The organism is Chlorobaculum tepidum TLS (assembly GCF_000006985.1).
In the GTDB taxonomy this organism is placed as follows: domain Bacteria; phylum Bacteroidota; class Chlorobiia; order Chlorobiales; family Chlorobiaceae; genus Chlorobaculum; species Chlorobaculum tepidum.
This window is the reverse complement of sequence record NC_002932.3, coordinates 769,178-794,840: the sequence shown is the minus strand read 5'-3', so window position 1 is coordinate 794,840 and position 25,663 is coordinate 769,178. Positions and strand designations below refer to the sequence as shown.

Below are 25,663 nucleotides of genomic sequence, written 5' to 3'. Positions count from 1 at the left end.
TCCATTATGGCCGCGCCGCGGCAGGCTGTTGCGGCTGACGCGGCGCGGCATAGAAAGTAAACTGTTTTCCGGTTGAGACTTACGCCTGCTCCTTGCCGATGTTTTCAAGCATCGCGAAGGACTCCTCATCGACCTGCTTGTGCAGGCTGTTGCCGTGCGCGTCCATCGTGACGATGCACGGGAAGGCTTTGGCCTGCAAGTGCCACATCGCCTCCGGCACGCCCATCTCTTCCAAGAAATCGACGCCGGTCACCTTTTCGATGCACCTGGCGTAGTACTGCGCCGCACCGCCGATGGCGTTGAGATAGACCGCACCGTGCTTCTGCAAGCCCGCAAGCGTCTTCGGCCCCATGCCGCCCTTGCCAATCACCGCGCGAAGTCCGAGCTTTTCGATCACGTCCGACTGGTAAGGCTCCTCGCGAATCGAAGTGGTCGGCCCGGCAGCAACGACCGTGTACTCGCCCGCCTCGTTCTTGAGCATCACCGGGCCGCAGTGGTAGATGATGCCGCCGCGGATGTCGAGACCCTCGGGCAGATCATGGTGCATGATGTAGTGGTGGAAGGCATCGCGTCCGGTGTGCATTTCGCCATCAACGATCACGATGTCGCCAACCTTGAGCGAGCGGATCGTCTCCTCGCTGACCGGCGCGGTGAGCACCACCTCACGGCCCGTCAGCGGAATGCCCGCGCCGCGCGCCATGCGCTTGATTTCGCCCGGATAGCGGTACTGCCACTCGGAAATCGAACCCTCTTTCGGGTCGATGATGACGCCAAGACGGCGATAGGCCCAGCAATTGTAGGCTACCGAGACAAAGAAGCTAGCCGGAACGCGATGCGATGTGCCGATCTTGCAGCCAAGCAGCGTGGTCTTGCCGGCAAAGCCCATCGGCCCGATGTTCAGGCGGTTAGCCTTGTCGAGAATCTCCTGTTCGAGTTCGGCCAGCACCGCATCGGAATTGGTGTCATCGACCGAGCGGAGCAACTGCTTCTTGGCCAGCTCGAAGCTGCTGGTGCGGTCGCCACCGACGCCGACGCCGATGAAGCCGGGGCTGCACCCCTGTCCCTGCGCCTGGTACACGGCGTGGAGGATGCACTTACGCACGCCGTCGAGGTCGCGAGCCGCGCGGCCAAGTCCGGGAATATCGGCAGGCAGCGAGTACTGGATGTTTTTGTTCTCGCAGCCGCCGCCTTTGAGGATGAGCTTCACCTCGATCTCGTCGCGATCCCACGGCTCGAAATGGATCACCGGCACATGGCAGCCAAGGTTGTTGCCGGAGTTCTTACCGGTCAGCGAATCGACCGCATTGGGACGAAGCTTGCCGGTTCGGGTTGCCTCGACGACAGCCTCCTCGATGTCGCGCTTCATGGCGAGCTGGTCAGCGCCTTTCGGCGTGTGCACGAAGAAGGTAGGCATACCGGTATCCTGGCAAACCGGGCCGACATTATCGACCGCCATGTCGATATTGAGCGTGATGGCAGACATGGCAAGTCCGGCCCTCGAATCGGCAGCATCATTGCCAACGGCATCGGCGATGGCCTTGCGAACGTCGCTCGGCAGATTCGTGGAGGTCTCGGTGATCAAGGCGATCATTGAATCCCTGAACTGTTTCATAGTCGGCAAGCTTGGAGTGAACGAAGATTGTGAACGCGTCTGCTGCAATCAGCCTTGTCGTTGCCATCCCGCAGGACGATCCGCGAGAAACGGAGCGCCGTTCCGGTGAAGTTGCCCATCATCTGGCGAAGCGGGCCGTGCAGACAAAGAATCTGGAAAACTCTATCATCGATTACGCCCTTATTTGCTGATGATAATTCAAGCGATAATCGAAGGCTGGCAGTAAAACGTGAAATTTACAATTTTTTTTGAGAAACCCTGAACCGGCAATGACTTCAGCGGGAAATACGCAGGAACCAGCGAGACGGTGCCGTTAACGCCCCGTTCTGGTTATCCCGGAATTTTTGCCTTAGCTTTCGGAGTAAAAGAACCAACTCGTCAAAACCCGCAAAAAGCATGATCCAGCCAGCCGAAGCCCTTCGCCGCCCGGAAGCGTATCATCATCCGGTCGAAAAGGTGATCGAGGTGGTCGAGACCCATATATCATGGATCTTCCTCACCGGCCAGTTCGCCTACAAACTCAAGAAGCCGGTCAATCTCGGCTTCCTTGACTTCTCGACGCTCGAACGGCGCAAGCATTTCTGTGAAGAGGAGTTGCGCCTGAACCGGCGGCTCTGCCCTGACCTCTATCTCGACGTGCTGCCGGTAACAGAGTCGGATGGAAAAATCCGGATCGGCGGCGATGGCGAGGCGATTGACTACGTGATCCGCATGGTGCAGTTCGACCGGAGGTTCGAGCTCGACCGGCTGCTGCGCCGGGGCGAGCTGACAAAGCGCGAGATCGGCGAGGCCGCCGAGGTGATCGCCGCCTTCCATGCCGAGGCTCCGCGAGCCGATCCCTCGGCGAAGTTCGGCACGCCGGAGGTGATCCTCAAGCCGATGCTCGAAAATCTCGACCTGACCGAAGAGGTCGCCCGCACCATCGAAGAGCGGAGCGACATCGAAAAAATCCGCCACTGGACGCTCACCGAACACCGGCGGCTCGGCGGCGTCATGCGGGAGCGCAAGGCGCTCGGCATGGTGCGCGAGTGCCACGGCGACCTGCACACCGGCAACATGGTAATACGCGACGGCAAGATCACGATTTTCGACTGCATCGAGTTCAGCCACGTGCTGAGCATCATCGACGTCATGAGCGACGTCGCGTTCCTCTTCATGGACCTGGAACACTCCGGCCACCCCGAACTGGCGTGGCATTTTCTGAACGCCTGGCTCTCGAAAAACGGCGATTACAACGGCTTGCAGGTGCTGCGTTTGTATTGCGTGTACCGGGCGATGGTGCGGGCCAAGGTCACCTCGATCCGCGTTGCGCAGGAGTCGGACGAGGAGGAAAAAGCCAAAACGCTCGCCGAGCACCACTCCTACATTCGGCTCGCGCTCGGCTACACGCAGCCCCGAAAACCGATGCTGCTCATCACCTACGGCGTCTCGGGCAGCGGCAAATCGACCTGGGCAGCGCGACTCGCCGACTTGGGCGGCTTCATCCACATCCGCTCGGACGTCGAGCGCAAGCGCCTCTTCGGCATCGACAGCCTCGAACGCAGCGCCGGAAAAGGGTTCGACATCTACACGCCTGAAGCGACGCAGAAAACCTACGACGTCATGCTCGACGCCGCCTCGACCGCGCTGTCAGCAGGCTTTCCGGTGATCGTCGATGCCACCTTCCCCGATGCCCGCAAGAGAGCCCCTTTCATCCGCCTGGCAAGAGCGATGAACTGCGAGTGCCGCATTCTCTGCTTCCAAGCCACGCACGAGACGCTGCGCGAGCGGGTACGAACGCGACACAAAAAAGGAAGCGACGCCTCCGAAGCTGACCAGAAGGTTCTCGAAGCCCAGCTTCACGCCATTGAGTCGCCCGCCGGAGACGAAAAAGCCCTCTGCATCCAGATCGACACAGAGGGCGAAGTTACCATCGAAGCGCTGCTGACGGCGCTGAAAATGTGACAAAAGCTACACCTCGACGCCGAAGAAGTACCGGATGCCAAGTCCCGCCAAAAAGCTGATGCCGGAGACCGCGACAATCAGCCCGGCCATTTCGAGAAAACGGCTCCTGAACGGCACGCCCTGCGCCACGGAGACATAAAAATTGAACAGGGCGATCACCACAAACGCACCGGCAAACGCGAGCGCGAGGCTCAGGTAAATGTCGTTCAGAACGAGATACGGGACGATCAGCACCGCGACGGCGATGATATAGGCGACGCCCGTGTAGATCGAGGCCTTGACAGGGCTTTTCACACCCGCCTCGGTTTTGGTTGAGAGATATTCCGACGAGGCCATCGACAGGGCGGCGGCAAAACCGGTGATCACTGCTGTCAGCGCTACGAGCCGGGTATTCTGCAAGGCGAAGGTCAGGCCTGCCAGAGCACCCGTCAGTTCGACCAAGGCGTCGTTCAGGCCAAGTACGATCGAACCGGTATATTGCAGCCGCTCCTCATCGAGCACGGCGATCAGCGCCTGCTCGTGCTCCTCCTCGTCCTTGATGAGGCCATCGATTTCGACGCCCATGTTCGCCACCCGCTCGTACTCCTGCTGCGCGTTCTGCTCTTTCCCCTCCATCAGCTTGACGGCAAAGGTAAAACCAAACAAGAGGGCGATCATCGAGTAGAGCCAGATTTTAAAGCGATCCGGCTCCACCTCCCTCCCAGTATATTTTTTCCAGACATGGTAATGACGAAGTTCGTCTTCGGAAATCTGGGCAAAAACGCGGCGGTTCTTCACGCCGTCAACCTTTTTGGCGAGATTCTTGTAGATGTGGTGCTCGGTGATCTCGTTTTTCTGAAATCCGGCGACATGCCGAAGTTCGGTTTCAGACAGTTGGCTCACAAGTGAAAAGTGGTTAATGGGTTACCGGTCAAACGGCCCGCCCGGAGCAACCACGCATCCCGACAGGCCGTTTGATAACGCCGAACAGCAGTGCTGTTCGATCCGCGAGTTACGAGCGCGTCGCGGCCTCGACCAGTTCGTTCATGCGCGAAACGTAGTCCGCGACCGATTCGAGGTCGCCTTCGAGCAACAGGGCGCTCTCGAAAAGCTGCGTGACCGCCGCACGAACGACCGGATCGGTGGAGAGGCCGACGGCGTGCTTGCCCGCCAGGTTGCGGATGATCGGATGCGCGGTGTTGATCTCGAGAATCTTCTTCGTGGAAGGCATGTCGGCATCCTTGTTCATCATCTTCATCATCTTCTCGAACTGGCTGTCGAGCGCATCTTTGCCGCTCACCAGCGTCACCGGCGAACTGACGAGGCGCCTGGACTCGACCACGTCGGCCACGCGCTCGCCGAGCACTTCCTTGAAGAGCGAAATCACGCCAACCGTGCCCTCAGCACTGAGCCGCTCACCTTCGGGCTCGACCGTGCTCATGTCAATTTCAGCCTTCTCAATCGACTTGAGCGGCTTCTTGTCGTACTCGAAAATCGAGGGAATCACAAACACATCGACCGGATCGGAGAGCAGAAGCACCTCGATGTCGCGCTTCCTGAAATATTCGAGGTTTGGATGCGCGAGCATCTGTGCGCGGCTGCTGCCGGAGTGGTAGTAGATTTCGGTCTGCCCCTCGGCCATGCGCCCGACGTACTCTTTGAGGGTGACGTACTCGCCCTCGACGGTCTTGGTGGTCTCGAAGCGCAAGAGATCGATCAGCTTGTCGCGATTGGTGAAGTCGGTGTTGAGGCCGATTTTCAGGATCGTGCCGAACGCCTTGTAGAAGGCGCGGAACTTCTCCGGCTCCTCTTTGGCGATGGTGTCGAACCAGCCGAGCAGCTTGGTGGTGAGAATCTGCTTGATTTTCGCCATCACCGGGCTTGCCTGCACCAGCTCGCGCGAAACGTTCAGCGGCAAATCCTCGGTATCGACCACGCCGCTCACGAAGCGCAGATATTCGGGCAGAAGATCGCGGCACTCGTGCTGGATGAGCACCTTCTTGACGTAGAGCTGCGGCCCGCGTTTTTCGAGCGCCCCCTGGTTGTAGAGCAGCTCCATCGGCGCTTCGGAAGGAATGAAAAGCAGCGCCTTGAAGCTCACCGCGCCCTCGACCGACACGTGCAGGTAGTCGAGCGGGTCCTTGAAATCGTTGGCGATGAACTTGTAGAACTCGTTGACCTCTTCCTGTTTCAGCTCGCTCTTGGGACGCTGCCAGAGCGCGGTCATGCTGTTGATCTGGCGGCTGCCGATGTAGATCGGATATTCAACGAAGTTTGAGTACTTCTTGATAATCTGCTCGACGCGGTACTCTTGGGCGAACTCCCTGAACTCCTCCTTGAGGATGAATGAAATGCGGGTGCCGCGAGCTTCGCGTTCGACCGGCTCAATGGTGTAGGAACCCTGGCCGGATGATTTCCACCGCCACCCCTGCAAGCCGCTCTCGATGCTTTTGGTCTCGACGGTCACTTCATCGGTCACCATGAAGACTGAGTAGAAGCCTACGCCGAACTGGCCGATGAGGTTGGCGTCGAGCCGCTGTCCCTCTTTCTGCTGCTCCTTCAGCGCCTCCATGAAGCCGAGCGTGCCGGAGCTGGCCACCGTACCGAGGTTCGAGATCAACTCCTCCTCGCTCATGCCGATGCCGGTGTCTTCGATGACAAAGCTGCCAGACTCTTTATCGACGGTGATGGTGATCTTCAGATCGCCGGACTTGTCAAGCCCCTCGTCAGACGAAAGCATCCGAAAACGCGCCTTGCCGAGCGCATCGGAGGCGTTGGAGATCAGCTCACGAAGAAAAATTTCAGGATGGGTGTACAGCGAATGGACGATCAGATTCAGAAGCTGTTTCATTTCAGCCTTGTATTCAAACTCACGAACGGATGAGGTAGGGTTGCTGCTCATAATAAATCTACTGGATAACATTAACCGGGATAAACGATCTCTTTCAAAGAAGAGAATCGAGAGATGCCGAGAGCGCGTTCCGCAATCAGCCAATCGAGAGGTAAATTTAAGGGAGCTGGTCAAATATAGCAACAACCGAATCGCAGCGAAATTTCGCCAAAACACCACAGCCGCTTGCGCGGTTGAATGCGCAAGCGGCTGTAGAACTTACCATGTAACAGGCGCTCCGAAAAATTTGTCCCCCTTCCGATTGCCGCGTTAATCACCGCGAGTCCAGGTCAGCATCTTCAGCCATCAGGCATTCGGAACTCCGGTTTGTGCGCGCCACACCATAATTGTACACGCAACCTCATCTAATTTTTTCAAACCACCAAAACTCACGGTTATTCAGCACTCTCTTTCGGCTGAATCGCCTCGTACTTCTTTTTATTGTTGCCGTTGCCGTTGCCGTTTGTACTGCCCTTTTCTAGCATATTATAGTACTCCCTGAGGTCAACGACCTGGCTCTTGCCACTGTCAACAAGAACAAGGAACGTGACGCCGATACGCGCTGTAGGAACCGTTATTCCTCCGTTTCTTGAAAAACCTGTTGAAAGAGCGGTCATCGCGCCTAACGGGCCGTTGATCAACCCTGAAACCAGCGGAGCAACCGTCATCCCTGACGCTTTGCCATCGACGCCCATTGAATAGGATACCGTATTCGGAACGGTAAGAAGCGTGACGTCATAGCCGTCCAGCTTGTGATTTGCAGCGATATACTGGCGCGCATCATACAGCAACGTTGCAAAATCGACCTCTTCGGCTTTATCCTTGCGGCTCTGAACGGTTAATGAACCAACGACTTCGCCTCTCGCTACGCCGTCGAGATTCACATAAACATTTCTATTCTTCTTTTCAGGCTTCGGAGCAGGGTATGACGCGTTAAAAATAATCTTTGTTCCCTGGCTACTCCCGATAGCGACATCATGGTAATTTGCGTTATACAGGTTTTGCGTTAACAGCGAAAGCCCTTTTACCTGAGCCGGCAAACCCTGCATACTGAACAGGGTGGGCGCGTTAGCGGTCACTCCCGGCGTGCCGGGAAGATAGGGAATGGGGTGAGAAGCCTCGAAAATCTGAGACCAGTTTCCAACGCCAACACCTGCAACCGATGTTGCCCCAGCCTGCGATACCGAGGAACAATTGCTTACGTCCTGGTTGTTATCAACACCTACTGTGGTTGTTGGCTCATCAGCAAGCACTGGCGATGACAACATACAAGAGGCAAGTAAGAGAAGTGGGGTAATCTTTTTCATTGCGCGCCGATATTTAATTTTTTTAATGAAGAACCCCGCCGCAAGCAGCGGAGTATCTTGAAGGCAATGCCTGAATACTTTACGCCATAAACAGCGGGGCATTTACCCCTTAGGAAAGAAAGGCGGCCAATAACCAACTTGTTCCTTGCCGTAACCCGGTTATTGGCCGCCATAGTACTACCTGATGTCAATTACCAGGAAGTACTTCCGCCCCAGACAGTCATCCAGGAATAGGAAGCATAACTCGAGCTCTGAGCATACGCGCCTCCATCAACAGAAACATCAACGACAGGATAACCATAATTTGTCAAGCCACTATTACTGGATGCAGCAATACCGGCCGCGGTTGCAAAGCTGCTGTTCGCGCCCTGTTCTGCCTTCCCCTGGAAGCCAGAAACAGCACTCAATGAACCATCGCCCACACCAAAAGCGTCAATTTCAGTATAACTGCCGACAGCTGACGAACCGTTGCAGCATGAAGAGCTTACCCCGCCCCAGTCATAAGAATAACCATAGCTGACGCCGTTTGGATCGTCTGTACCAGCACTCAACGTATTAAGCGAGCTGTAGGTTGCGAATGAATCAGCGTGTGCCGTGCCAGCGAAGCCAAAAGCAGCGATAGCTACAAGCGATGTGATGATTGTCTTTTTCATGATTAGTTCCCCCATTGGTTTAGAGAGTTTGGTGTTTGTTAACCTTATGATCATGATCAAAGAACAGGCCTACCTAAAGTTGATTGGTGAGGCTACGGTTATAATTTAAGTACTCTTTTTTAAAAAGTACCATCAAAAACAAAACACAAAACATTACAAAGCACGCTAAAAACACAACGGCTTCACGATGTAAATATCACGCAAAACACTATACATCAAGGGGTTATCGGCATATAAAAACCTAAATTGAGTAAATAAAAAAAATGTAACGAGATCGAAAAATTGCACTCAGGATTTCGAAATGCTCCTCACTTTTCCCGGAAAACTCGAAAATCTGAACCGGATTGATCGCAAAATCGCGGCAATGGCGCTGGCCTTCCGCCCGGCATGGCGACATATGATTCAGCCCACCCTTTTCAGGCGCAAGCTCAAGACGCTGCCTGTTTGAGCGCACGCATCTCACCGGCCTGAACCGTTGCCGGCAGAGCTTTGCTCGCTCTTGCCCGCCTCCGCTCTTTGGCTATCAACGGCAAAATGCCTGCGTCAAGACTTTTACGCCCGCGCTTGACGCAACAAAAAAAAAGCCGCAGAGGATTTGGCTCCTCTGCGGCTTCAGGCTCTATTTCGATCGTAAATCCTTGCAGGCTATACCCTTCTGAGCTTCTTGCGCGCGGCGGCTTCACCATCATAGACTCGCTTGACACCGTCGCCGAGCGCTTTTTCGATGTCGCGGATGTTCGAGACCAGCCTCGACATGCCGGAAATCTCCACCGACGCGGCCTGGTCGGAACCCCACATGGCGCGGTCGAGCGTTACGTGGCGCTCCACGAAGGTCGCGCCGAGAGCCACCGCCGCCCATGTCGTGGCAAGGCCAACCTCGTGGCCGGAGTAGCCGATGGGGTTATCGGGATAACGCTGTTGCAGGGTGTGGATCATCCGCAGGTTCAGCTCCTCGACCGGGCAGGGATAGGTAGAGTTGGTGTGCGCGATCAGCAGATTCTCGCGGCCAAGCTCGTTGACGGCGGCATCGACCTCCTCCATGGTGGACATGCCGGTCGAGATGATGAGCGGGCGCCCCGTCGCCTTGGTCTTTTTCAGCAGGGTAAGATCGGTCAGCGAGGCAGAGGCCGCCTTGTAACACGGCGGATTGAACTGCTCCATGAAATCGACCGCCTCCTCGTCCCAGCATGAAGCGAACCAGGCAATTCCCTTTTCGCGGCAATAGGCATCGATCTCGGAATACTCCTCGAAACCGAACTCAACCTTGTAGCGATAATCCATGTAGGTCATGCGCCCCCACGGCGTATCGCGCTCGATCAGGCGCTGGTCCATCGGCACGCACAGCTCGGGCGTCCGTTTCTGGAACTTGACCGCATCGCAGCCTGCCTGCGCCGCGCCTTCGATCAGCTTTTTGGCTACTTCGAGCGAGCCGTTGTGGTTGATTCCGATCTCTGCGATCACATACACCGGATGGCCGTCTCCGACCATGCTATTTCCGATTTTCACTTCAGCCATAGATTTCAGTACAGTCAAATAATGAAAAAGCGCGCCACAAGACGGCGGTTGATTCTCTTAATACGGGAAAAAAGCGAAAAAAATTTTATGAAGCTCTCAGGGCAATCAGCCACTCGGCATACTCCCGGAAGGCTCCACGACCGCCTTGCGCGGTGCACCGGTAGTGAACGCAGGGTTCGACCAGAGGCATTGCATCTCCCGGACAGGCCACCAGGCCGAATGGCGCGATAGCGTTCATGATACCAATATCGTTCACGTCGTCGCCGATATAGGCGATTTCAGCCTTGGAGAGGCCGGTATCGGAGAGCACATCAGCCAGCCTCGACTGCTTGTCCTTGACGCCGAGGTACAAGCGTTCGATATGAAGCTTCTGCGCTCTCCTGACAATGCTTGGCGAAACCTCGCCGGTCATGATGCCGGTTTCGACGCCGTGCTCGCGCAGGCGTTCGACGCCCATGCCGTCGCGGATGGAGTACCGTTTGAACTCTTCGCCTCGTTCCGAGTAGTACACGCCATTGTCGGTGAATACACCGTCGTTGTCCGAAAGAACGAGCCGGATACGCGCAGCTCTCGATTGCTGTTCCTGCGGGGAGAGAAGAATCATGAAGGTATGAGATTTTGTGGCAAAAACGCTTCCGTGCAAAACACCGGCTAATATATCACTTTTCCGTAATATCCTTGAAGCAGTCCTTCACACAGAAAAGCTCCAACATCTTTCAACAAGTTATCCACATTCCATCCACAAACTGTAGAAGCTCGAACTGATGCGGTTTTATGGGCATCTAACAGCAAGAACGCCCAAGGCAACGCTACGCAGACATCACCCCTATCGTATTGATTAAAAACAAGTTATAGAAAAAACAGAAAAAGATTGCCTAAAGGAAGGTCAAATTGCATCCGTCATCAGCGTTCCATATATCAGATCGTAGCTTTTCAACATTATATGCCACGCAAACCGGCATATTGGCGATACAGATCAAAAAGGGCGTCATGGCTGTTATCCATGACGCCCCCTTGAATTTGCTGGATCAGCAAACGTACTTGCAGAAATCAGGCGTACGTCTCGCTGTAGCGCTTGATCGAATCAAGCAGAATCTGCTTTGCCGTCGCGGCGTCCTGGAACTCTTCGACCAGAACCGTCTTCTGTTCGAGCGCCTTGTACTCCTCGAAGAAGTGCTGGAGTTCCATCTTGAAGTGCTTGCCGAGGTCACCAATGTCGTGGATGTCGCTGACGCTCATGTCGTCTGCGGCCACGGCGATGATCTTGTCGTCGTTCTCGCCGTGATCGATCATGCGCATGACGCCGATCACCCTGGACTTCACAATGCACATCGGCACGATGGAGCACTGTGAAATGACGACGATGTCGAGCGGGTCGTGGTCTTCGCCGAGAGTCTTGGGAATGAAGCCGTAGTTTTCCGGGTACAGCACCGACGAGAAAAGCACGCGGTCAAGCCGCAACATGCCGGTCTTCTTGTCCAGCTCGTACTTGGTTTTGCTGTCTTTGGAAATCTCGACGATAGCGTTGACGACGTTCGGGCACTCTTCTCCGATCTCGACGTGGTGCCAGGGGTTGAAATTCATGGTGGACTGACTGGTTTATATCTGCATGGTGTAAATGAAAACGTTTTCCAAGATAGAATTTTTTTTCAAACCTCCCAGAAAAAAAGAGCGCCAAGAACAAGATATGGCCGATCGGTCAGATCCAGCCGATCCGACTGATCGGCCCGTTGTCGGGCTCACTCCCTTCCTGAAAAATAGTCTTTTGTCTCGCTGGCGATGACCGGACTCAACAGCAGCAAGGCAACCAGGTTCGGCACCGCCATGAGGCCGTTGGCGATGTCGGCAAAGGTCCAGACAACTTGCAACGAAGCGACCGAGCCAACCATCACCGCCGCAACCCAGAGCCAGCGGTAGGGCTTGATCGCCCCGCGGCCCGCGAGATATTCGAGCGCCTTTTCGCCGTAGTACGACCAGCCGAGAATGGTCGAAAAAACGAAGGTCAAGAGGCCGAACGAGAGCACCAGCGGGCCGATGTGCGGAATGCCGGARAAAGCGGYGTTGGTCAGCTCCACSCCCTTCAGGCCGCTCGTCCATGCGCCGGAGTTGACCACCACGATGCCCGTCGCCGCGCAGACGACGACCGTGTCCCAGAAAGTGCCGGTCGAGGAAATCAGCGCCTGGCGCACCGGATGCGAGGTCTGCGCGGCGGCGGCGACGATGGGCGCGCTGCCGAGGCCCGACTCGTTCGAGAAGAGGCCACGCGCGATGCCATAACGCACCGCCTCGCGAGCGCCAGCGCCCGCGAATCCGCCAAGCGCGGCCTGGCCGGTAAAAGCGGAGCTGACGATCACGCCGATCGTATCGCCGAGCGAGTGGTGCCCCATTACGAGCAGCACGACGCAGCCGATGAGGTAGAGCGCGGCCATCAGCGGCACGAGGTACTCGCACACGCGGGCGATGGACTTGATACCGCCGATAATCACTACACCGGTGAACACGGTCAGTACCACGCCGGTCAGCCACGGCGACACTTGGTACTTCGCCTCCAAGAGCTTCGCAATCGAGTTGGCCTGCACCATATTGCCAATGCCAAACGAGGCCACAACGGTGAAAACCGCAAAAATGACCCCGAGCCATTTCATGCCAAGCCCCTTTTCGAGCACATACATCGGTCCGCCAGCCACCGTGCCATCATCATTGATCGTGCGATACTTGACCGACAGCACCGCCTCGCCATACTTGGTCGCAATGCCAAACACGCCGGTCAGCCACATCCACAGCACCGCCCCCGGCCCGCCCATCGCCACGGCCGTCGAAACGCCGACGATGTTGCCCGTGCCAATCGTCGCCGCCAGCGCTGTCACCAGCGCCCCAAAATGGCTGATCTCCCCCGTCCCCTCATGCGAACGGGTAAACGAGATGCGGATGGCATAAAGCAGATGCTTCTGGATAATGCCCAGCCTGAACGTCAAAAACAGATGCGTCCCGAACAACGCCACCAGCAGAGGGATGCCCCAGACAAGATCGCTGACTTGTGAAAGAAGCGCTTCAAATGATTGCATGATTTTTGGTTAGGATGAATGTGGATGGAAACCTGGGCGCGCGGAACCCCGGCTCCGCTTCTTTTGAAATCGTCAGGAAAAAGTACGGAAATTCCCGAAGCTCTGGAACTGCCAGCTTGACAGTTCCACACACATCGCGTATATTTGAAAAACATACAAAGCATCATGAATCTTTTTACAGGCATAACCGGATTTCAATGGGATGAGGGTAACCTCGCCAAAAATCCGGAAAAACATGGCGTATCGAACTCCGAGTCGGAATCGATCTTCTTCAACCAGCCGTTGATCGTTGCCGACGACCCGAAACATTCGGAGATAGAATCAAGATGGTACGCGCTGGGTCAAACAAATGAGGGCAGAAAACTCTTTGTGGTTTTCACCGTCAAGAAAGACAAAATCAGAATTATCTCTTCGAGAGACATGAACATAAAGGAGAAGAGTACCTATGAAAAAGCAGACAAAGACCGTTCCTGAATTCAGCAGTGAACAGGAAGAGCGTGAATTCTGGACCTCGCATGATTCGTCCGAATATATCGATTGGCAAAAAGCAAAACCGGCCATCTTCCCTGACCTGAAACCAACGATGAAAACCATTTCGCTCCGTTTGCCGGAAATGCTGCTCAATCGCATCAAAACTCTTGCTAACGAACGAGACGTTCCTTATCAGTCCCTCATGAAAATGTACCTCAGAGAGCGCATCGATAGCGAGTACGAGGTGGAAAGGAACAAACAAAAGAAAGCAAACTCTTGAAGCTCAGAAGATTGGCATGCATGATTAACATTGGTTCTTCGCAGAATTTCGTGGGTGGCATGAAGGATGCTCACATGACCATCCCTGATGAACAAGTTTAACAGTTCGGTCAAAGACATGTATAACTCATCATATGACAAAGCGTTAAGGTGATTTATCCTTTGGCCGGACACTCTTTGCAGAGCGCATTCGTTTTGGCCGTGCCTCAGTCGATTGACCCATATTCACCATTTACCCACGATATTCTGCGAAGAACCCCCCAAAAGTACACTCTCCGCCCCGATAAAACAAGGACGCCCAGCTTTACCATCATCCTTCCCCATGCCCGATATTTCCGGTTTTTTGATATTTTCCGCACTCATCGAACAGAACCGGACTTGACACATCAGACAGAGAGACCAGAAGCATGGAGTTAGCAAAGGAGATCGCGCGGCGGCGGACGTTCGCTATTATCAGCCATCCGGATGCGGGTAAAACCACGCTCACCGAAAAACTACTGCTGTTCGGCGGTGCAATCCATACGGCGGGCGCGGTGAAGAGCAACAAGATTCGCAAGTCAGCGACCAGCGACTTCATGGAGATCGAGAAGCAGCGCGGCATTTCGGTGGCGACCTCGGTGATGGGTTTCGAGTACAAGGGCAAGCGCATCAACATTCTCGACACGCCCGGCCACAAGGACTTCGCCGAAGACACCTATCGCACGCTGACCGCCGTGGACAGCGTCATCCTCGTGGTCGATAGCATGAAGGGCGTCGAGGAGCAGACCGAGCGGCTGATGGAGGTTTGCCGGATGCGCCACACGCCGGTGATCATCTTCATTAACAAGCTCGACCGCGAAGGGCGCAACCCCTTTGAGCTGCTCGACGAGCTGGAAGAGAAGCTCGATATCCAGACCTGCCCGATGACCTGGCCGATCAGCCAGGGCCAGACCTTCAAGGGCGTCTATAACCTGTTCGACAAATCGCTGAACCTGTTCGAAGCCAACACCTCGCAGATCGGCCAGAAGCTGACCGACATCGAGGGCATCGACGACCCGAAACTCGCCGACTGGGTCGGCACGGCCAATGCCGCGAAGCTGCGCGAGGACGTCGAACTGATCGAGGGTGTGTATGAGCCGTACGAGCTTGAGATGTACCGTGAAGGATTGCAGGCGCCGGTCTTTTTCGGTAGCGCGGTCAACAATTTTGGCGTCCGGGAACTGCTCGACACCTTCATCGACATCGCCCCGTGCCCGCATGAGCGCGAGGCGTCGGAGCGCATAGTGTACGCTTCTGAGGCGGCGCTCTCCGGCTTCGTCTTCAAGATTCACGCCAACCTCGACCCGAACCACTGCGACCGCACGGCCTTCTTCAAAATCTGCTCCGGACGCTTCGAGCGCAACAAGTTCTACCAGCACACGCGCCTCGGTAAAAAGGTGCGCTTCTCCAACCCGACGCAGTTCATGGCGCAGGAGAAGAACGTGATCGACGAAGCCTGGCCCGGCGACGTGATCGGCCTGTATGACAACGGTTCGCTGAAAATCGGCGACACGCTCACCGAAGGCGAAACGCTGCACTTTCGCGGCATTCCGAGCTTCTCGCCGGAGATCTTCAAGGTGCTCGAAAACCGCGACCCGCTCAAGACCAAGCAGCTCGAAAAGGGCATCCGCCAGCTCACCGATGAGGGCGTGGCGCAGCTCTTCGTGCAGTACGGCACCCGTAAGATCGTCGGTACAGTGGGCGAACTTCAGTTCGATGTCATCCAGTTCCGCCTCGAACACGAGTACGGCGCGCAGTGCTCTTTCACGCCCCTGCGCTTCCACAAAGCCTTCTGGATCACCAGCGACAACCAGAAGCAGCTCGACGAGTTCATGCGCCGCCGCGCAAACGTCATCGCCTTCGACAAGGAGGATCACCCGGTCTTTTTCGCCGAAACCGAATGGATGCTCAAAATCGCCAAAGAGGATTTTCCGGAGATTGAGTTTCACTCCACCTCGGAGTTCAAAACTAAAAATCAGGATTGATCATCGATTTTCACGAATGTTAATAAACCTTTCCGGTCATACATTAGTTACTGTAAAAACGTTGACCAGGAAACGATCGGGAAATACGAACATGAAGCGGAAAATCTATGGTGTGTCGGGCATGCACTGTGCCTCCTGCGAGGCGATCATCGAAAAGAGAAAGTAAAGACGCTCTCCGGCTTCGACGACGCAAAAGCGTCCATGGCGGACGGACACCATCGGCAAAAAACATGCTGCCCGAACTGATCCGCGTAACTGGTTATGCGGTAGCGGTCGTGGTGCTTTTTTTCGGCCTTTCCGCCTCCGGTTTGCTGTCTTCGCTGACAATCGACAGCAAAAGCTCCTCCGGAGCGTTTTTCCTCTTTGGCCTGATCCGCTCCCTGCCAACCGGCTTCATGACCATTCTGCTCCCCTGCGGCTTCACCATGGCCGCTGAAGGCGCCGCGATTCTGTCGGGAAATCCCTGGCAGGGCATGACCATCATGACCTTTTTCGTGATGGGCACCATGCTGCCTCTGCTCGTGATCGTCATGTCGGGCTCCGAGCTCTCGAACAAACCATCCACCTCGAGAGTATTCATGAAAACCGCCGGCCTGCTGGTGATTTTCTTCACGCTCTACAACCTGAACAGCCAGTTCGGCCTCGCCGCCAAAGTCGCAGGCAGAAACGAGCCCCCCGCCCAGCTCAAAACCGCAGCGACGACAGGATCGGCCCGGATCATAAGAACTGCCTCAAGCAACAGCTATTTCTCGACGAACCGGTTCGACGTCAAAAAAGGTGAAAAAAATCGTACCAGATCACCTGCGCCATGGGTATGCCCTGGTGGGGGGTCATCAACGTCAAGTAACTACTCAGGAGTGCCCGCCATGCAGAAAATCGGCCTTTCAGCTTATGCTGCGCGGATGGCGCGCACAATGGTGCGAGATCAGTGACCCTCAGCCTTCACAGCCATGACAACGAAAACCTACTCGGTCAAGGGGATGCACTGTGCGAGCTGCGCGGCCATCATCACCAAGAAACTCTCAAAGGTCGAAGGCATCGAAAAGGCTGACGTCAACCTCGCCACCGAAAAAGCCCAGCTCGAATTCACGGGCGAAGCCGTGACGGACGATGCGCTAAACGAACTGCTCGGCAAGTACGGCTACGGTCTGGTATCGGAGCAACCTCCAGCCACCCCATCGGCGCCGTTCGTCGATCGGAAGGCGGCGGCGGAAAAGGCGAAGATGGAAAAAGAGATGGAGCTTCAGGCACAACTGGCCAAGGTGCAGTTGGCCCTGCCGATCGCCCTGATGGTTTTTATCCTGATGATGTGGGACATCGCCGCCCGTTCGTTCCCGTCGATGCCGGGCATGCCCATTCCGATGGCGCTGTTCAACATCGTCTCGATGGCGCTCGCAACCTACATGGTGTTCCGCATCGGCGCACCGTTCCTGCACGGCATCGTCATGTTCGTCCAGAGCGGCGCGGCGAGCATGGATACCCTCATCGGTATCGGTACGCTCACCGCGTACCTCTACAGCACCGTCATCACACTGATGCCGGAAGTTCGCGAACTGCTCAGAGTCCCGAACTACACCTATTTCGACACCACCATCGTCGTCATCGGTTTCGTGCTGCTCGGCAAATACCTCGAGGCCCGCTCGAAGCTGAAAACCGGCGAGGCAATCGAGAAACTCATCGGTCTGCAGGCCAAATCGGCCATCGTCAGACGCGGCGGGGCGGAGGTCGAAGTCCCGCTCGAACAGGTGCAGAAAGGCGACCTCATCGTCGTCAGGCCCGGGACGAAGGTACCGGTGGACGGCACCATCACTGAAGGAAGCTCCTCCATCGGCGAATCGATGGTCACCGGCGAACCGGTTCCGGTGGACAAGACGGTCGGCGATCCGGTCATCGGCGGCACCATCAACCGGCAGGGCGCGTTCGTTTTCACCGCCTCCAGAGTCGGCGAGGAGACCGTACTGGCGCGCATCATCGCCATGGTCGAGGAGGCCCAGGGCTCCAAGGCCCCCATCCAGAATATCGCCGACCGGATCGCCGCCATCTTCGTTCCGGCGGTACTGGTTATCGCCGCCCTCACCTTCATCCTCTGGCTGACGGTCGGGTCGCTGTTCATCGATTTTTCGACCGCGCTCTCCTTCGGCATCATGGGCATGGTCGGCATCCTCGTGATCGCCTGCCCCTGCGCTCTCGGTCTGGCCACCCCGACCGCGATCATCGTCGGCATCGGCAAGGGCGCCGAGTACGGCATCCTCATCCGGAATGCGCAGAGCCTTGAGACCCTCAGCACGGTGGACACGGTCGTCTTCGACAAAACCGGCACCATCACCACAGGGACGCCCTCGGTCACCGACGTCCTGCCTTTCGACGATACCGTTGATCCGGAAAAGATCCTGCAACTGGCGGCCAGCATCGAAAACCGCTCCGAGCATCCCCTTGCCCAGGCGATTCTCGCCGCCGCCAAAGAGAAAGGCATCGACCTCCACGAAGTCACCGGCTTCGAGGCCCTCGAAGGGATCGGCGTCAAAGGAACGATCGACGGAAAAAATATTAGCGTGAGGAAGCCGGACAGTGGCGACAGCAGCCGATCCCGAATCGCAGAGCTCCAGCAGCAGGGCAAGACCGTGGTCATCCTCGAAGAGGAGGGCGCGCCGCTGGGTCTCGTCGCCCTCTCCGATACGATCAAGACGGAGGCGGCTGATGCTGTGAAGGCACTGCACGCCAAAGGGGTCAAGGTCATCATGCTCACTGGCGACAACAAACTAGCCGCGAACTTCATGGCCCGCCAGGCAGGCATCGACAAAGTCATCGCCGAAGTGCTGCCGCAAGAGAAGGCCGACCGTGTCAGGGAGTTGCAGCAGCAGGGCCGCAAGGTCGCCATGGCTGGCGACGGCATCAATGACGCCCCGGCGCTGGCCCTCGCCGACGTCGGCATCGCCATGGCGACCGGCACCGACATCGCCATCGAATCGGCCGGGGTCACCATCCTGCAGGGAGGCATCCGCAAAGTCGCCCAGTCGATCACACTCGCCCGGGCAACCATGCGCGTCATCCGCCAGAACCTCTTCTGGGCCTTCATCTACAACGTAATCGGCATTCCGCTCGCCGCCGGAGCGCTCTATCCGTTCTTCGGGATCTTCCTCAACCCGGTCTTCTCGGGCGTTGCGATGGCCGGAAGCAGCGTCTCAGTCGTCACCAACTCGCTTCGACTCAAAGCGAAAAAACTCTGAACCATGGACAAACAGCTCGAAGCCGCTCGCAAATTCCTGAAGGACAATGTCCGGCAGATGGTGGACTTTTCGCAGACAGCGCAGAACCGCCGTGTTCCGCCGCCGCCAATCGAAAAGCCGATGCCGGAAGAAGCGAAAACGATCCCGCTGCCAGTGATTGGCAAGGCGAAATCGGCAGGAAACATCGACCTCTGGTCAGCCATCGGGCAACGGGAGAGCTGCCGATTTTACGCCGATGAGCCGATGAGCCTCGACGAACTCTCGCTCCTGCTCTGGGCCACGCAGGGCGTCCGGCTGAAACTCGATGCGGGCCACGCCTTGCGGACAGTGCCCTCCGCGGGGTGCCGTCACGCTTTCGAGACCTACCTCTGCGTGCTGAACGTCGAAAGTCTCGACAAAGGCATCTACCGATACCTGCCGCTCGAACACGCGCTGCTTTGTTCGCACGCCCCGGAAAAGCTCGAAAGCCGCATCGTCAGGGCGACGCTCGGCCAGCGCTTCACCGGTGACGCGGCAGTCGTATTCGTCTGGACAGCGATTCCTTACCGCATGGAGTGGCGCTATGGCCTGGCCGCACACAAGGTGATCGCGCTCGACGCGGGCCACGTCTGCCAGAACCTCTACCTCGCATGCGAAGCCATCGGCGCGGGAACCTGCGCCATCGCTGCCTATGATCAGGACGAGATGGATCGCCTCCTTGACGTCGATGGCGAAGAGGAGTTCACGATCTACCTCGCGCCAGTCGGAAAAAAAGGATAAGAAAATCCCGCTGCACGCGCCTTAATGCTCACGGACAGATCGCCATGCTTCGAAGCGGGCTCGCGCGATCAGCACGACAAGCACGATTGCCGAAACGATAGCGACAACTCCGCCCTCCTCGTGCGCACCACGGCTTACCCAATTTTTCGTATCCAGACCGAGCCAGGCGTACAGGTAGTTGACAAGGATGCCGAACAGGAGCGACATCAGCACAATGACCACGAGATAGGCCACCGTGCCCTTTTTGCCGAGCAGTTTCGAGATCACCGGCAGCGATGCGGCGTTGGTCGCCGGACCGGCGAGAAGAAACACGAGCGCCGCGCCCGGCGAAATACCTTTCAACGCGAGCGCCGCGACAATGGGTGTCGATGAGGTCGCGCAGACGTACATCGGCACCGAAATCGCAAGCATCATAACCATGGCAACGACATCGTTCGACAGGTAACGCTCCACGAACTGCCCCGATACGAACACCGAGATGAGACCGGCAAGCAGCACGCCGCCCAGCAGCCAGACACCCACATCACCGAGCAGTTCGCCAAACGCGAAGGAGAAACCCGACCTGATCTTCTGCGCCACACCTGGCTTCTCGACTTTTTTGTGACCACAGCCGCATGAACAACTTGAACCCGAAGACCCGCCCCCAGAGGCAGGTGCAGCAGCAGGCTCGTCAGTGCCGGTGAAGGAGACGGCAACGCCGGTCGCAATGGCCGTCACGAAAGCCGCCACAGGTCTGAAAATCGTCATCAGTGGATCGAGCAGCGCGTAAGTGATTGCAATCGAGTCGATGCCGGTTTCCGGAGTGGAAACAAGAAACGAGGCCACCGCCCCCTTTCCCGCGCCCTGTTTTTTGAGACCCGCCGCCGCCGGAATCACCCCGCAACTGCACAGCGGAATCGGCACGCCGATAGCGGAGGCTTTCACGATACTCGAAAAGCCACGCCCAAGATGAGCCGCCACGAGCTTTTCAGGCACAAACGCCTTGACGAGGCCAGCAACCAGAAAACCGAAAAGCACCCAAGGCGCCGCATCAAGCAACACCGACCAGGAAGCCGAAAGAATATTGATCAGAACGGTCATCACGTCAGGCATGGTTCACCACTTTGGCTGTTTATACATTTTCGCATGATCACATATTCATGATTTGATCAAAAAAAAAGCCCTCCTATCTCTCTTGCACATGTTCAAACCCGATTTTGATAAGCTCCGCGATGTGGCTGTCATCGAGTGCGTAGAGGACATTTTTGCCCTGCTTTTTCGAGCGGACAATCCTCGCATCTCTCAGAACCCGCAACTGGTGGGAAACCGCCGACTGGTTCATGGCGAGAATCGAGGTGAGGTCGCACACGCACAGTTCCGAGCGATACAGGGCATTGAGTATCCTCACTCGCGTGTGGTCACCAAGCACCTTGAAAAGCTGCGCCAGCTCCTGCTGCTGGTTCTCATCCGGCATGGCCTGACGCACAGACTCGACCACATCGGGATGATCACAAGTCTGCTGGCAAAGCCCGTCATCTTTTTTACTGATCGGCGCCATCAACACATGAACATTTATTCATATGATAACATAAAGCGGAAAACCGTGCAAATCGTTTCGTGATCCGGTCGCTTCATGCAGCAAATTCAGTTTCGCCTGTGCTTCGCAAGCGCGTCGTGGCAGAAAAGGAGAATATCGACCTCGGCGGCAGCACTGTCGTCACCCAGAAGTTTTTTTGTCAGAAGCAAAGCCAGACGCTCGTAGAAACTGACCGTCTGGGCGAAATGCTTCGCCACTTCGGGGTGCCCCACCCGTTCACCGACAATAATGCGCAGGCAGGTCTGCATCACCTCGAGAGCCGTCGAGGTTTCGAGAGAGGGCAACTCGCCTGATGCTTCATTCTCCGTAACGATCGCATTCAGCGTCCTGTACGCCATCAAATAGCTCTCCGATTCAAGATATCCAAGCATATTCTCTAGGCGATGTTTCATGGTGCTGTCCATAACTTCCGGGTTATTCAGCGATATTTCTATCCTCAAATAGAACAGAAGCGAAACAAGTTCCCGAGAAGTTGGCGTTTCCACTCAGCGTGCAACCAGCGCGACTCCACACCTCCTTGTTCATCTGCGGACGAACCTCGTCGGAAAAGCGTTGCTTCCAGCTCACCCCCCCATCCACCGGACGCGCGCCGTAGTTTACGTCCTCGCTACCCACTCGTTACCTTTCCTGTCAAGACAATGTCCTCCACAATGGCCCGAAACACACTCCGGCAATTTCGATGGAGTTTGAATTCATGTCGGACAGCCAATTCAGCAAAGGATCGAACTTCTACCGTTTTGACTTGACCCCTACTGTCGAGGATACTTTTCTTGTAAGTGAAGAACGAAAATATGTGGCAACAGAAAGGCTCCGATTTTCCAATGCAGCCTTATCACTTTTCCAATGGCTCGATTCGCTTCATCTGCCTCGCTACGGCACTTATGCAGCCTTTCCCGCCATCCGCGATTGTCATTGACAAGCCGGAACTTGGCCTCCATCCTGAAGCGATCAGGATTCTCGGTGAACTGATTCGTGATGCGGCAAAACGAACGCAGATCATTATCGCCACGCAATCGCCCCTGCTGCTCGATCAGTTTTCCATAGAAGACAACAGACGGAACATGCCCGCAAGGCCCAAATCATGAACCAGGCTACGGCTGAAAAAATCAATACCCTGTTTTCAAATTTTGATCCCACCCGGTGCTTCATTCCCTACATTTCCATGTATGAAATAGAAGCTCTCTATTTCAGTGACCCGCCCACCCTGGCGACAACCTCTGGAGCGCCGCTGAAGGCAATCGAGCACATTCTCGCCGAATGCGGTGAACCGGAAAAAATCAACGATCACACGACAACCGCACCGTCCAAAAGGCTGGAAAAACTCTCGAACCGGTCCAGAAAAACCACGACCGGCATTGCCATCGCCACGGCAATCGGTATCCCTAAAATGCGCGACGCTTGCCCGCTTTTTAACAACTGGGTAACAGAACTCGAAAAGCTTGCGTGCTGACCCATCGACGGCTACCCCGCCCAGGCCGTGCTGCTCGAATCGATCCTCGCGAGCGAGAGCTTCCGCGCCAGCGAACTCCCCGCCGTTCCCGACCGGATGCGCAAACCACAGAAAGCAACAAGCGGAGGGCTGTTCGATTTCGAAGAGTGAGAAGTGAAAACCAAATCTTACAGACAAAGAAAAAGGCGGCTACAGTACCTGCTGTAACCGCCTTTGGTGTCGGGGTGGCGGGACTCGAACCCACGACCTCTGCGTCCCGAACGCAGCACTCTACCAGCTGAGCCACACCCCGAAAAAACATTGTTCCTTGCGCCCTTGGACAGATTCGAACTGCCGACCTTCAGTTCCGGAAACTGCTGCTCTATCCACTGAGCTACAAGGGCCTGATGACCCGAGGGTCACTTTCAAAAAGGTCAGCAAATATAACATTTAAATCGGGAAAAAGAACAACTTTTGCACGGTATCGAAAAGTTTCCCGAATCTTTTCCAGCGACCGTCAATGGCCATTGTCGGAGGCCGCCTTCACAAGCGCATCGACCGCCAGATTGGCGCTCATCACCGCCCCGCCCATCGAATCGTAATAGAGCTGCTGCGAGAATCCGCCCGCGAGGAACAGATTTCCAACCGGCGTCTTCTGCGTCGGGCGGAACTTTTCCATCCCCGGCAGCGGCGCATAGACCGAGCGCGGAATCTTGACCAGCGTGGACTTGAGGATTTTCGCCCCCTGCGTCTCCTTCGGGAAGTTGGCCCGAACGCTTTGGTCAACCCGCGCGATGATCTCCTCTTTGGTCAGCGCCATCAGCTCACGCGCAGGGGCGACGCAGAACTCGAAGCGCGTCTTGCCCTCGAAGCGCTCGCCGCGCAGCATGCGGTAGTCGGGCGTGGTGCGGGCGAGATTGGCGTAGACCGGAATCACGCCATCCGGACTGAAGAGCACGTTGTCGATAGGCGAAATTTCGCGGTCGTACCAGAGCTGCACCGAGATGACCGGCACGCCCTTCAGCCTGTCGAGATCACCGAAAAAGCGGTCTTGCTGCTTGAGCGACGACGGCAGCACTTTGCAGAGATTGTGAATCGGCAGCGCGGCGACATAGTAATCCGCGTCGAGAATCTCACCGTTGCGCAACTGTACGCCGCGAATCTGCTGGCCGTCGAAGAGCAGCTCGTCCACCGTGATGTTGTTCTGGAACACCGCGCCTTTCTGCGTGGAGTAATCGACGAGCGGCTGATGCAGGTACTCCTGCGGCGAGCCTTTCAGGAAGCCCATGCGCGACGAATCGGGAATGCGGTAGAAGGTCTCGGTGACGTCAAGAATGATCTTGGCCGAAATCTCCTCCGGCGGAATGAACTTGAGCGCGAGCGACATCGGGCGGAACATCTTGTCCATCAACCGCTTGCCGAATTTTTTTTGCTCGGCCCACTCGGCGAAGGTGAGGTGATCCTGCGTTGGCGGGTAGTTGGCCTTCTGGAGCGCAAGCGGAATCAGCGACTTCGAGAAAGCGGCCATCTCGCCGAAGGTGAAGTAGCCGTTCTTGATGATCGCCGGAAGCAGATGCAGCGGGCTGGGCAGGTCCCAGGTGTTGAAGGTAAAGCTGTTGCCCCCTTCGAGCGTGTAGGTGAGCTGGTGTTCCTTCCAGATGACGGCGTGGTAGGTCTTGATCTCCTTCATGAGATCGTAGAGCACGCCGTACGCGCCAAAAAAGCAGTGGGTGCCGGATTCGATCCAGTCCCCCTCCTCGTCCTTCCAGGCAGAAACCTTGCCGCCATAGATGGGTCGTTTTTCGAGCACCTTGACCTGAAACCCGCGATCAACGAGCCTCTTGACCGCGGTCAGACCCGCAAGGCCGCCGCCGATGATCAGAACCTTTTTTTTCTCTCCGTTCATTCCTTGCAAATATGACTGAATAACTGTTGTTGCGACTGCTGGCGGCTCAGATGGCCGAGCGCCCCTCCATCGCCCGCGACAGCGTCGCTTCGTCGATAAATTCAAGCTCAGCGCCAACAGGAATGCCTCTGGCGATGCGGGTGACGTTGATGCCGAGCGGTTTTAGCAGTTTGCTGATGTACAGCGATGTCGTTTCGCCCTCAACGGTGGGATTGAGCGCGAGCACCACTTCGCGCACGCCGCCGGTCGAATCCACGCCGATGCGAGCGATCAGTTCGCGCACCTTGATGTCATCGGGGCCGACGCCGTCGAGCGGCGAAATCACGCCATGCAGCACGTGGTACAACCCTTTGTAGTGGCCGGTTTTCTCGAAAGCAAGCACTTCAGTGGGTGATTCAACGACACAGATAACCGAGCGGTCGCGCCCGGCAGAGGTGCAGATGTGGCAGGGATCAACGCCGAGATCGGTAATGTTCTGGCAAACTGAGCAACGAATCACCTTCTCCTTGACGTCGATCAGTGCGCTGGCCAACTTCTCGACCTCGGAGCGCCGTTCGTGCAGCACATGCATGGTGAGGCGCTGGGCTGTCTTGCGCCCAATGCCAGGCAGCTTCGCGAACTCTTCGATAAGCGCCTCAACGGCTCCTGAGCTGTAACGCATGAACCGAAGAAATTATCCCTGACCGCCGAACTGCTTCATCAGGTCGGCAGGGTTGATCATGCCGCCAGCGGCTTTCTGAATCTCGCTCTGCGCGAGCTGCGCCGAGGCTTCGAGCGCCTTGTTCACGGCAGCCACAACAAGATCCTGCACCATATCGACATCGTCCATGATCTCGGGATCAATGGTGAGTTCAAGCAGTTTCTGCCGTCCGTTGACCTTCGCCCTGACCATGCCACCGCCTGCTTCACCCTCGGAAACAAGCTTTTCGAGCTGCTTCTGCAAATCCTGCATCTTCGCGCCAGCTTCCTGAAGCTGCTTCATCATATCGCCAAAATTGGGCATTGCCATCGTGGTGGTTCTCCTTGGGGTTGCGGTCAATGTGTATAG

26 protein-coding genes, 2 tRNA genes and 1 pseudogene are annotated in these 25,663 nt (G+C 56.4%); 12 read left to right on the top strand and 17 right to left on the bottom strand.

Annotated features, from left to right (window positions below; all coding sequences use genetic code 11):
- Positions 1-79: 79 nt before the first annotated feature.
- Positions 80-1,612: a fumarate hydratase gene (locus tag AYT24_RS03900; protein WP_164926942.1), complete on the bottom strand. Its 1,533-nt coding sequence runs from the start codon at positions 1,610-1,612 to the stop codon at positions 80-82.
- Positions 1,613-1,641: 29 nt separating this feature from the next.
- Between AYT24_RS03900 and AYT24_RS03895 the strand changes: the two genes are divergently transcribed.
- Positions 1,642-1,803, top strand: a complete 162-nt coding sequence (locus AYT24_RS03895; RefSeq protein WP_164926941.1) for a hypothetical protein — start codon at positions 1,642-1,644, stop codon at positions 1,801-1,803.
- 205 nt (positions 1,804-2,008) lie between these two features.
- Positions 2,009-3,556 (top strand): AAA family ATPase, encoded by a 1,548-nt coding sequence (locus AYT24_RS03890; RefSeq protein WP_010932512.1) that lies wholly within the window; start codon positions 2,009-2,011, stop codon positions 3,554-3,556.
- A gap of 6 nt (positions 3,557-3,562) precedes the next feature.
- Here the strand turns inward: AYT24_RS03890 and AYT24_RS03885 are convergent, their stop codons facing one another.
- The 4 genes from AYT24_RS03885 to AYT24_RS03870 all read right to left on the bottom strand — a co-directional run bounded on the left by AYT24_RS03885 (position 3,563) and on the right by AYT24_RS03870 (position 8,385).
- On the bottom strand, positions 3,563-4,438 hold the full coding sequence (locus AYT24_RS03885; protein WP_010932511.1) for a VIT1/CCC1 transporter family protein: 876 nt from the start codon (positions 4,436-4,438) through the stop codon (positions 3,563-3,565).
- 109 nt (positions 4,439-4,547) lie between these two features.
- Positions 4,548-6,437 carry a molecular chaperone HtpG gene (gene htpG / locus AYT24_RS03880; RefSeq protein ID WP_010932510.1) on the bottom strand — a complete coding sequence of 630 codons (1,890 nt, stop codon included), beginning with the start codon at positions 6,435-6,437 and terminating at the stop codon, positions 4,548-4,550.
- A 383-nt stretch (positions 6,438-6,820) separates the two neighbouring features.
- The gene (locus AYT24_RS03875; protein ID WP_164926940.1) at positions 6,821-7,732 is read right to left on the bottom strand and encodes a hypothetical protein; all 912 of its coding nucleotides are present in this window, start codon (positions 7,730-7,732) and stop codon (positions 6,821-6,823) included.
- A 191-nt stretch (positions 7,733-7,923) separates the two neighbouring features.
- Positions 7,924-8,385, bottom strand: coding sequence for a hypothetical protein (locus AYT24_RS03870; protein ID WP_164926939.1), 462 nt, complete (start codon positions 8,383-8,385; stop codon positions 7,924-7,926).
- A gap of 301 nt (positions 8,386-8,686) precedes the next feature.
- Here AYT24_RS03870 and AYT24_RS03865 point away from each other — a divergent pair, with 301 nt between their 5' ends.
- Positions 8,687-8,833, top strand: a complete 147-nt coding sequence (locus tag AYT24_RS03865; RefSeq protein WP_010932507.1) for a hypothetical protein — start codon at positions 8,687-8,689, stop codon at positions 8,831-8,833.
- A 197-nt stretch (positions 8,834-9,030) separates the two neighbouring features.
- On the opposite strand, the gene AYT24_RS03860 is transcribed toward AYT24_RS03865, so the two are convergent.
- From AYT24_RS03860 to AYT24_RS03845, 4 genes are all read right to left on the bottom strand, one after another.
- Positions 9,031-9,900: an N-acetylneuraminate synthase family protein gene (locus AYT24_RS03860; protein ID WP_164926938.1), complete on the bottom strand. Its 870-nt coding sequence runs from the start codon at positions 9,898-9,900 to the stop codon at positions 9,031-9,033.
- Between the two features lie 85 nt (positions 9,901-9,985).
- Positions 9,986-10,504 (bottom strand): KdsC family phosphatase, encoded by a 519-nt coding sequence (locus AYT24_RS03855; RefSeq protein ID WP_010932505.1) that lies wholly within the window; start codon positions 10,502-10,504, stop codon positions 9,986-9,988.
- A 446-nt stretch (positions 10,505-10,950) separates the two neighbouring features.
- The gene (locus AYT24_RS03850) at positions 10,951-11,484 is read right to left on the bottom strand and encodes an inorganic diphosphatase (protein WP_164926937.1); all 534 of its coding nucleotides are present in this window, start codon (positions 11,482-11,484) and stop codon (positions 10,951-10,953) included.
- A 155-nt stretch (positions 11,485-11,639) separates the two neighbouring features.
- Entirely contained in the window at positions 11,640-12,965 is a 1,326-nt protein-coding gene (locus AYT24_RS03845) for an alanine/glycine:cation symporter family protein (protein WP_010932503.1), read from the bottom strand.
- Between the two features lie 165 nt (positions 12,966-13,130).
- On the opposite strand from AYT24_RS03845, the gene AYT24_RS03840 reads away from it, so the two are divergent.
- The 6 genes from AYT24_RS03840 to AYT24_RS03815 all read left to right on the top strand — a co-directional run bounded on the left by AYT24_RS03840 (position 13,131) and on the right by AYT24_RS03815 (position 19,704).
- Positions 13,131-13,439, top strand: a complete 309-nt coding sequence (locus tag AYT24_RS03840) for a BrnT family toxin (protein WP_010932502.1) — start codon at positions 13,131-13,133, stop codon at positions 13,437-13,439.
- Positions 13,411-13,716 carry a BrnA antitoxin family protein gene (locus AYT24_RS03835; RefSeq protein WP_010932501.1) on the top strand — a complete coding sequence of 102 codons (306 nt, stop codon included), beginning with the start codon at positions 13,411-13,413 and terminating at the stop codon, positions 13,714-13,716. Before AYT24_RS03840 ends, AYT24_RS03835 begins: the two co-directional genes overlap by 29 nt.
- 406 nt (positions 13,717-14,122) lie before the next feature.
- Positions 14,123-15,718, top strand: a complete 1,596-nt coding sequence (locus AYT24_RS03830; RefSeq protein ID WP_010932499.1) for a peptide chain release factor 3 — start codon at positions 14,123-14,125, stop codon at positions 15,716-15,718.
- Positions 15,719-15,948: 230 nt separating this feature from the next.
- Positions 15,949-16,650, top strand: a complete 702-nt coding sequence (locus AYT24_RS03825; RefSeq protein ID WP_010932497.1) for a sulfite exporter TauE/SafE family protein — start codon at positions 15,949-15,951, stop codon at positions 16,648-16,650.
- 18 nt (positions 16,651-16,668) lie between these two features.
- Complete coding sequence (locus AYT24_RS03820; RefSeq protein ID WP_010932496.1) at positions 16,669-18,945, top strand: heavy metal translocating P-type ATPase; 2,277 nt, start codon at positions 16,669-16,671, stop codon at positions 18,943-18,945.
- 3 nt (positions 18,946-18,948) lie between these two features.
- Positions 18,949-19,704 carry a SagB/ThcOx family dehydrogenase gene (locus AYT24_RS03815; protein WP_010932495.1) on the top strand — a complete coding sequence of 252 codons (756 nt, stop codon included), beginning with the start codon at positions 18,949-18,951 and terminating at the stop codon, positions 19,702-19,704.
- A 21-nt stretch (positions 19,705-19,725) separates the two neighbouring features.
- On the opposite strand, the gene AYT24_RS03810 is transcribed toward AYT24_RS03815, so the two are convergent.
- From AYT24_RS03810 to AYT24_RS03800, 3 genes are all read right to left on the bottom strand, one after another.
- On the bottom strand, positions 19,726-20,784 hold the full coding sequence (locus tag AYT24_RS03810) for an SO_0444 family Cu/Zn efflux transporter (RefSeq protein ID WP_319792426.1): 1,059 nt from the start codon (positions 20,782-20,784) through the stop codon (positions 19,726-19,728).
- Between the two features lie 85 nt (positions 20,785-20,869).
- A complete protein-coding gene (locus AYT24_RS03805) occupies positions 20,870-21,241 on the bottom strand; it encodes an ArsR/SmtB family transcription factor (protein ID WP_010932493.1) in 372 nt (123 codons plus the stop codon).
- A gap of 86 nt (positions 21,242-21,327) precedes the next feature.
- Positions 21,328-21,651: a hypothetical protein gene (locus AYT24_RS03800; protein WP_164926936.1), complete on the bottom strand. Its 324-nt coding sequence runs from the start codon at positions 21,649-21,651 to the stop codon at positions 21,328-21,330.
- 423 nt (positions 21,652-22,074) lie between these two features.
- On the opposite strand from AYT24_RS03800, the pseudogene AYT24_RS03795 reads away from it, so the two are divergent.
- The 3 genes and pseudogenes from AYT24_RS03795 to AYT24_RS10615 form a co-directional block, all read left to right on the top strand.
- A pseudogene (locus AYT24_RS03795) lies at positions 22,075-22,329 on the top strand (AAA family ATPase); the annotation flags it as partial.
- Complete coding sequence (locus tag AYT24_RS03790) at positions 22,293-22,730, top strand: DUF4276 family protein (RefSeq protein WP_164927228.1); 438 nt, start codon at positions 22,293-22,295, stop codon at positions 22,728-22,730. The pseudogene AYT24_RS03795 and the gene AYT24_RS03790, both read left to right, overlap by 37 nt.
- Positions 22,731-22,757: 27 nt before the next feature.
- A complete protein-coding gene (locus AYT24_RS10615; RefSeq protein ID WP_010932489.1) occupies positions 22,758-22,880 on the top strand; it encodes a hypothetical protein in 123 nt (40 codons plus the stop codon).
- Positions 22,881-22,949: 69 nt separating this feature from the next.
- Here AYT24_RS10615 and AYT24_RS03785 read toward each other — a convergent pair.
- From AYT24_RS03785 to AYT24_RS03765, 5 genes are all read right to left on the bottom strand, one after another.
- Positions 22,950-23,022, bottom strand: a tRNA-Pro gene (locus tag AYT24_RS03785).
- Between the two features lie 18 nt (positions 23,023-23,040).
- Positions 23,041-23,113: transfer RNA gene (locus tag AYT24_RS03780), tRNA-Arg, on the bottom strand.
- A gap of 113 nt (positions 23,114-23,226) precedes the next feature.
- Positions 23,227-24,615: an FAD-dependent oxidoreductase gene (locus AYT24_RS03775; protein WP_164926935.1), complete on the bottom strand. Its 1,389-nt coding sequence runs from the start codon at positions 24,613-24,615 to the stop codon at positions 23,227-23,229.
- Between the two features lie 46 nt (positions 24,616-24,661).
- Complete coding sequence (recR, locus tag AYT24_RS03770) at positions 24,662-25,276, bottom strand: recombination mediator RecR (RefSeq protein WP_010932487.1); 615 nt, start codon at positions 25,274-25,276, stop codon at positions 24,662-24,664.
- 12 nt (positions 25,277-25,288) lie between these two features.
- Positions 25,289-25,624 carry a YbaB/EbfC family nucleoid-associated protein gene (locus AYT24_RS03765; protein ID WP_164926934.1) on the bottom strand — a complete coding sequence of 112 codons (336 nt, stop codon included), beginning with the start codon at positions 25,622-25,624 and terminating at the stop codon, positions 25,289-25,291.
- Positions 25,625-25,663 lie beyond the last annotated feature (39 nt).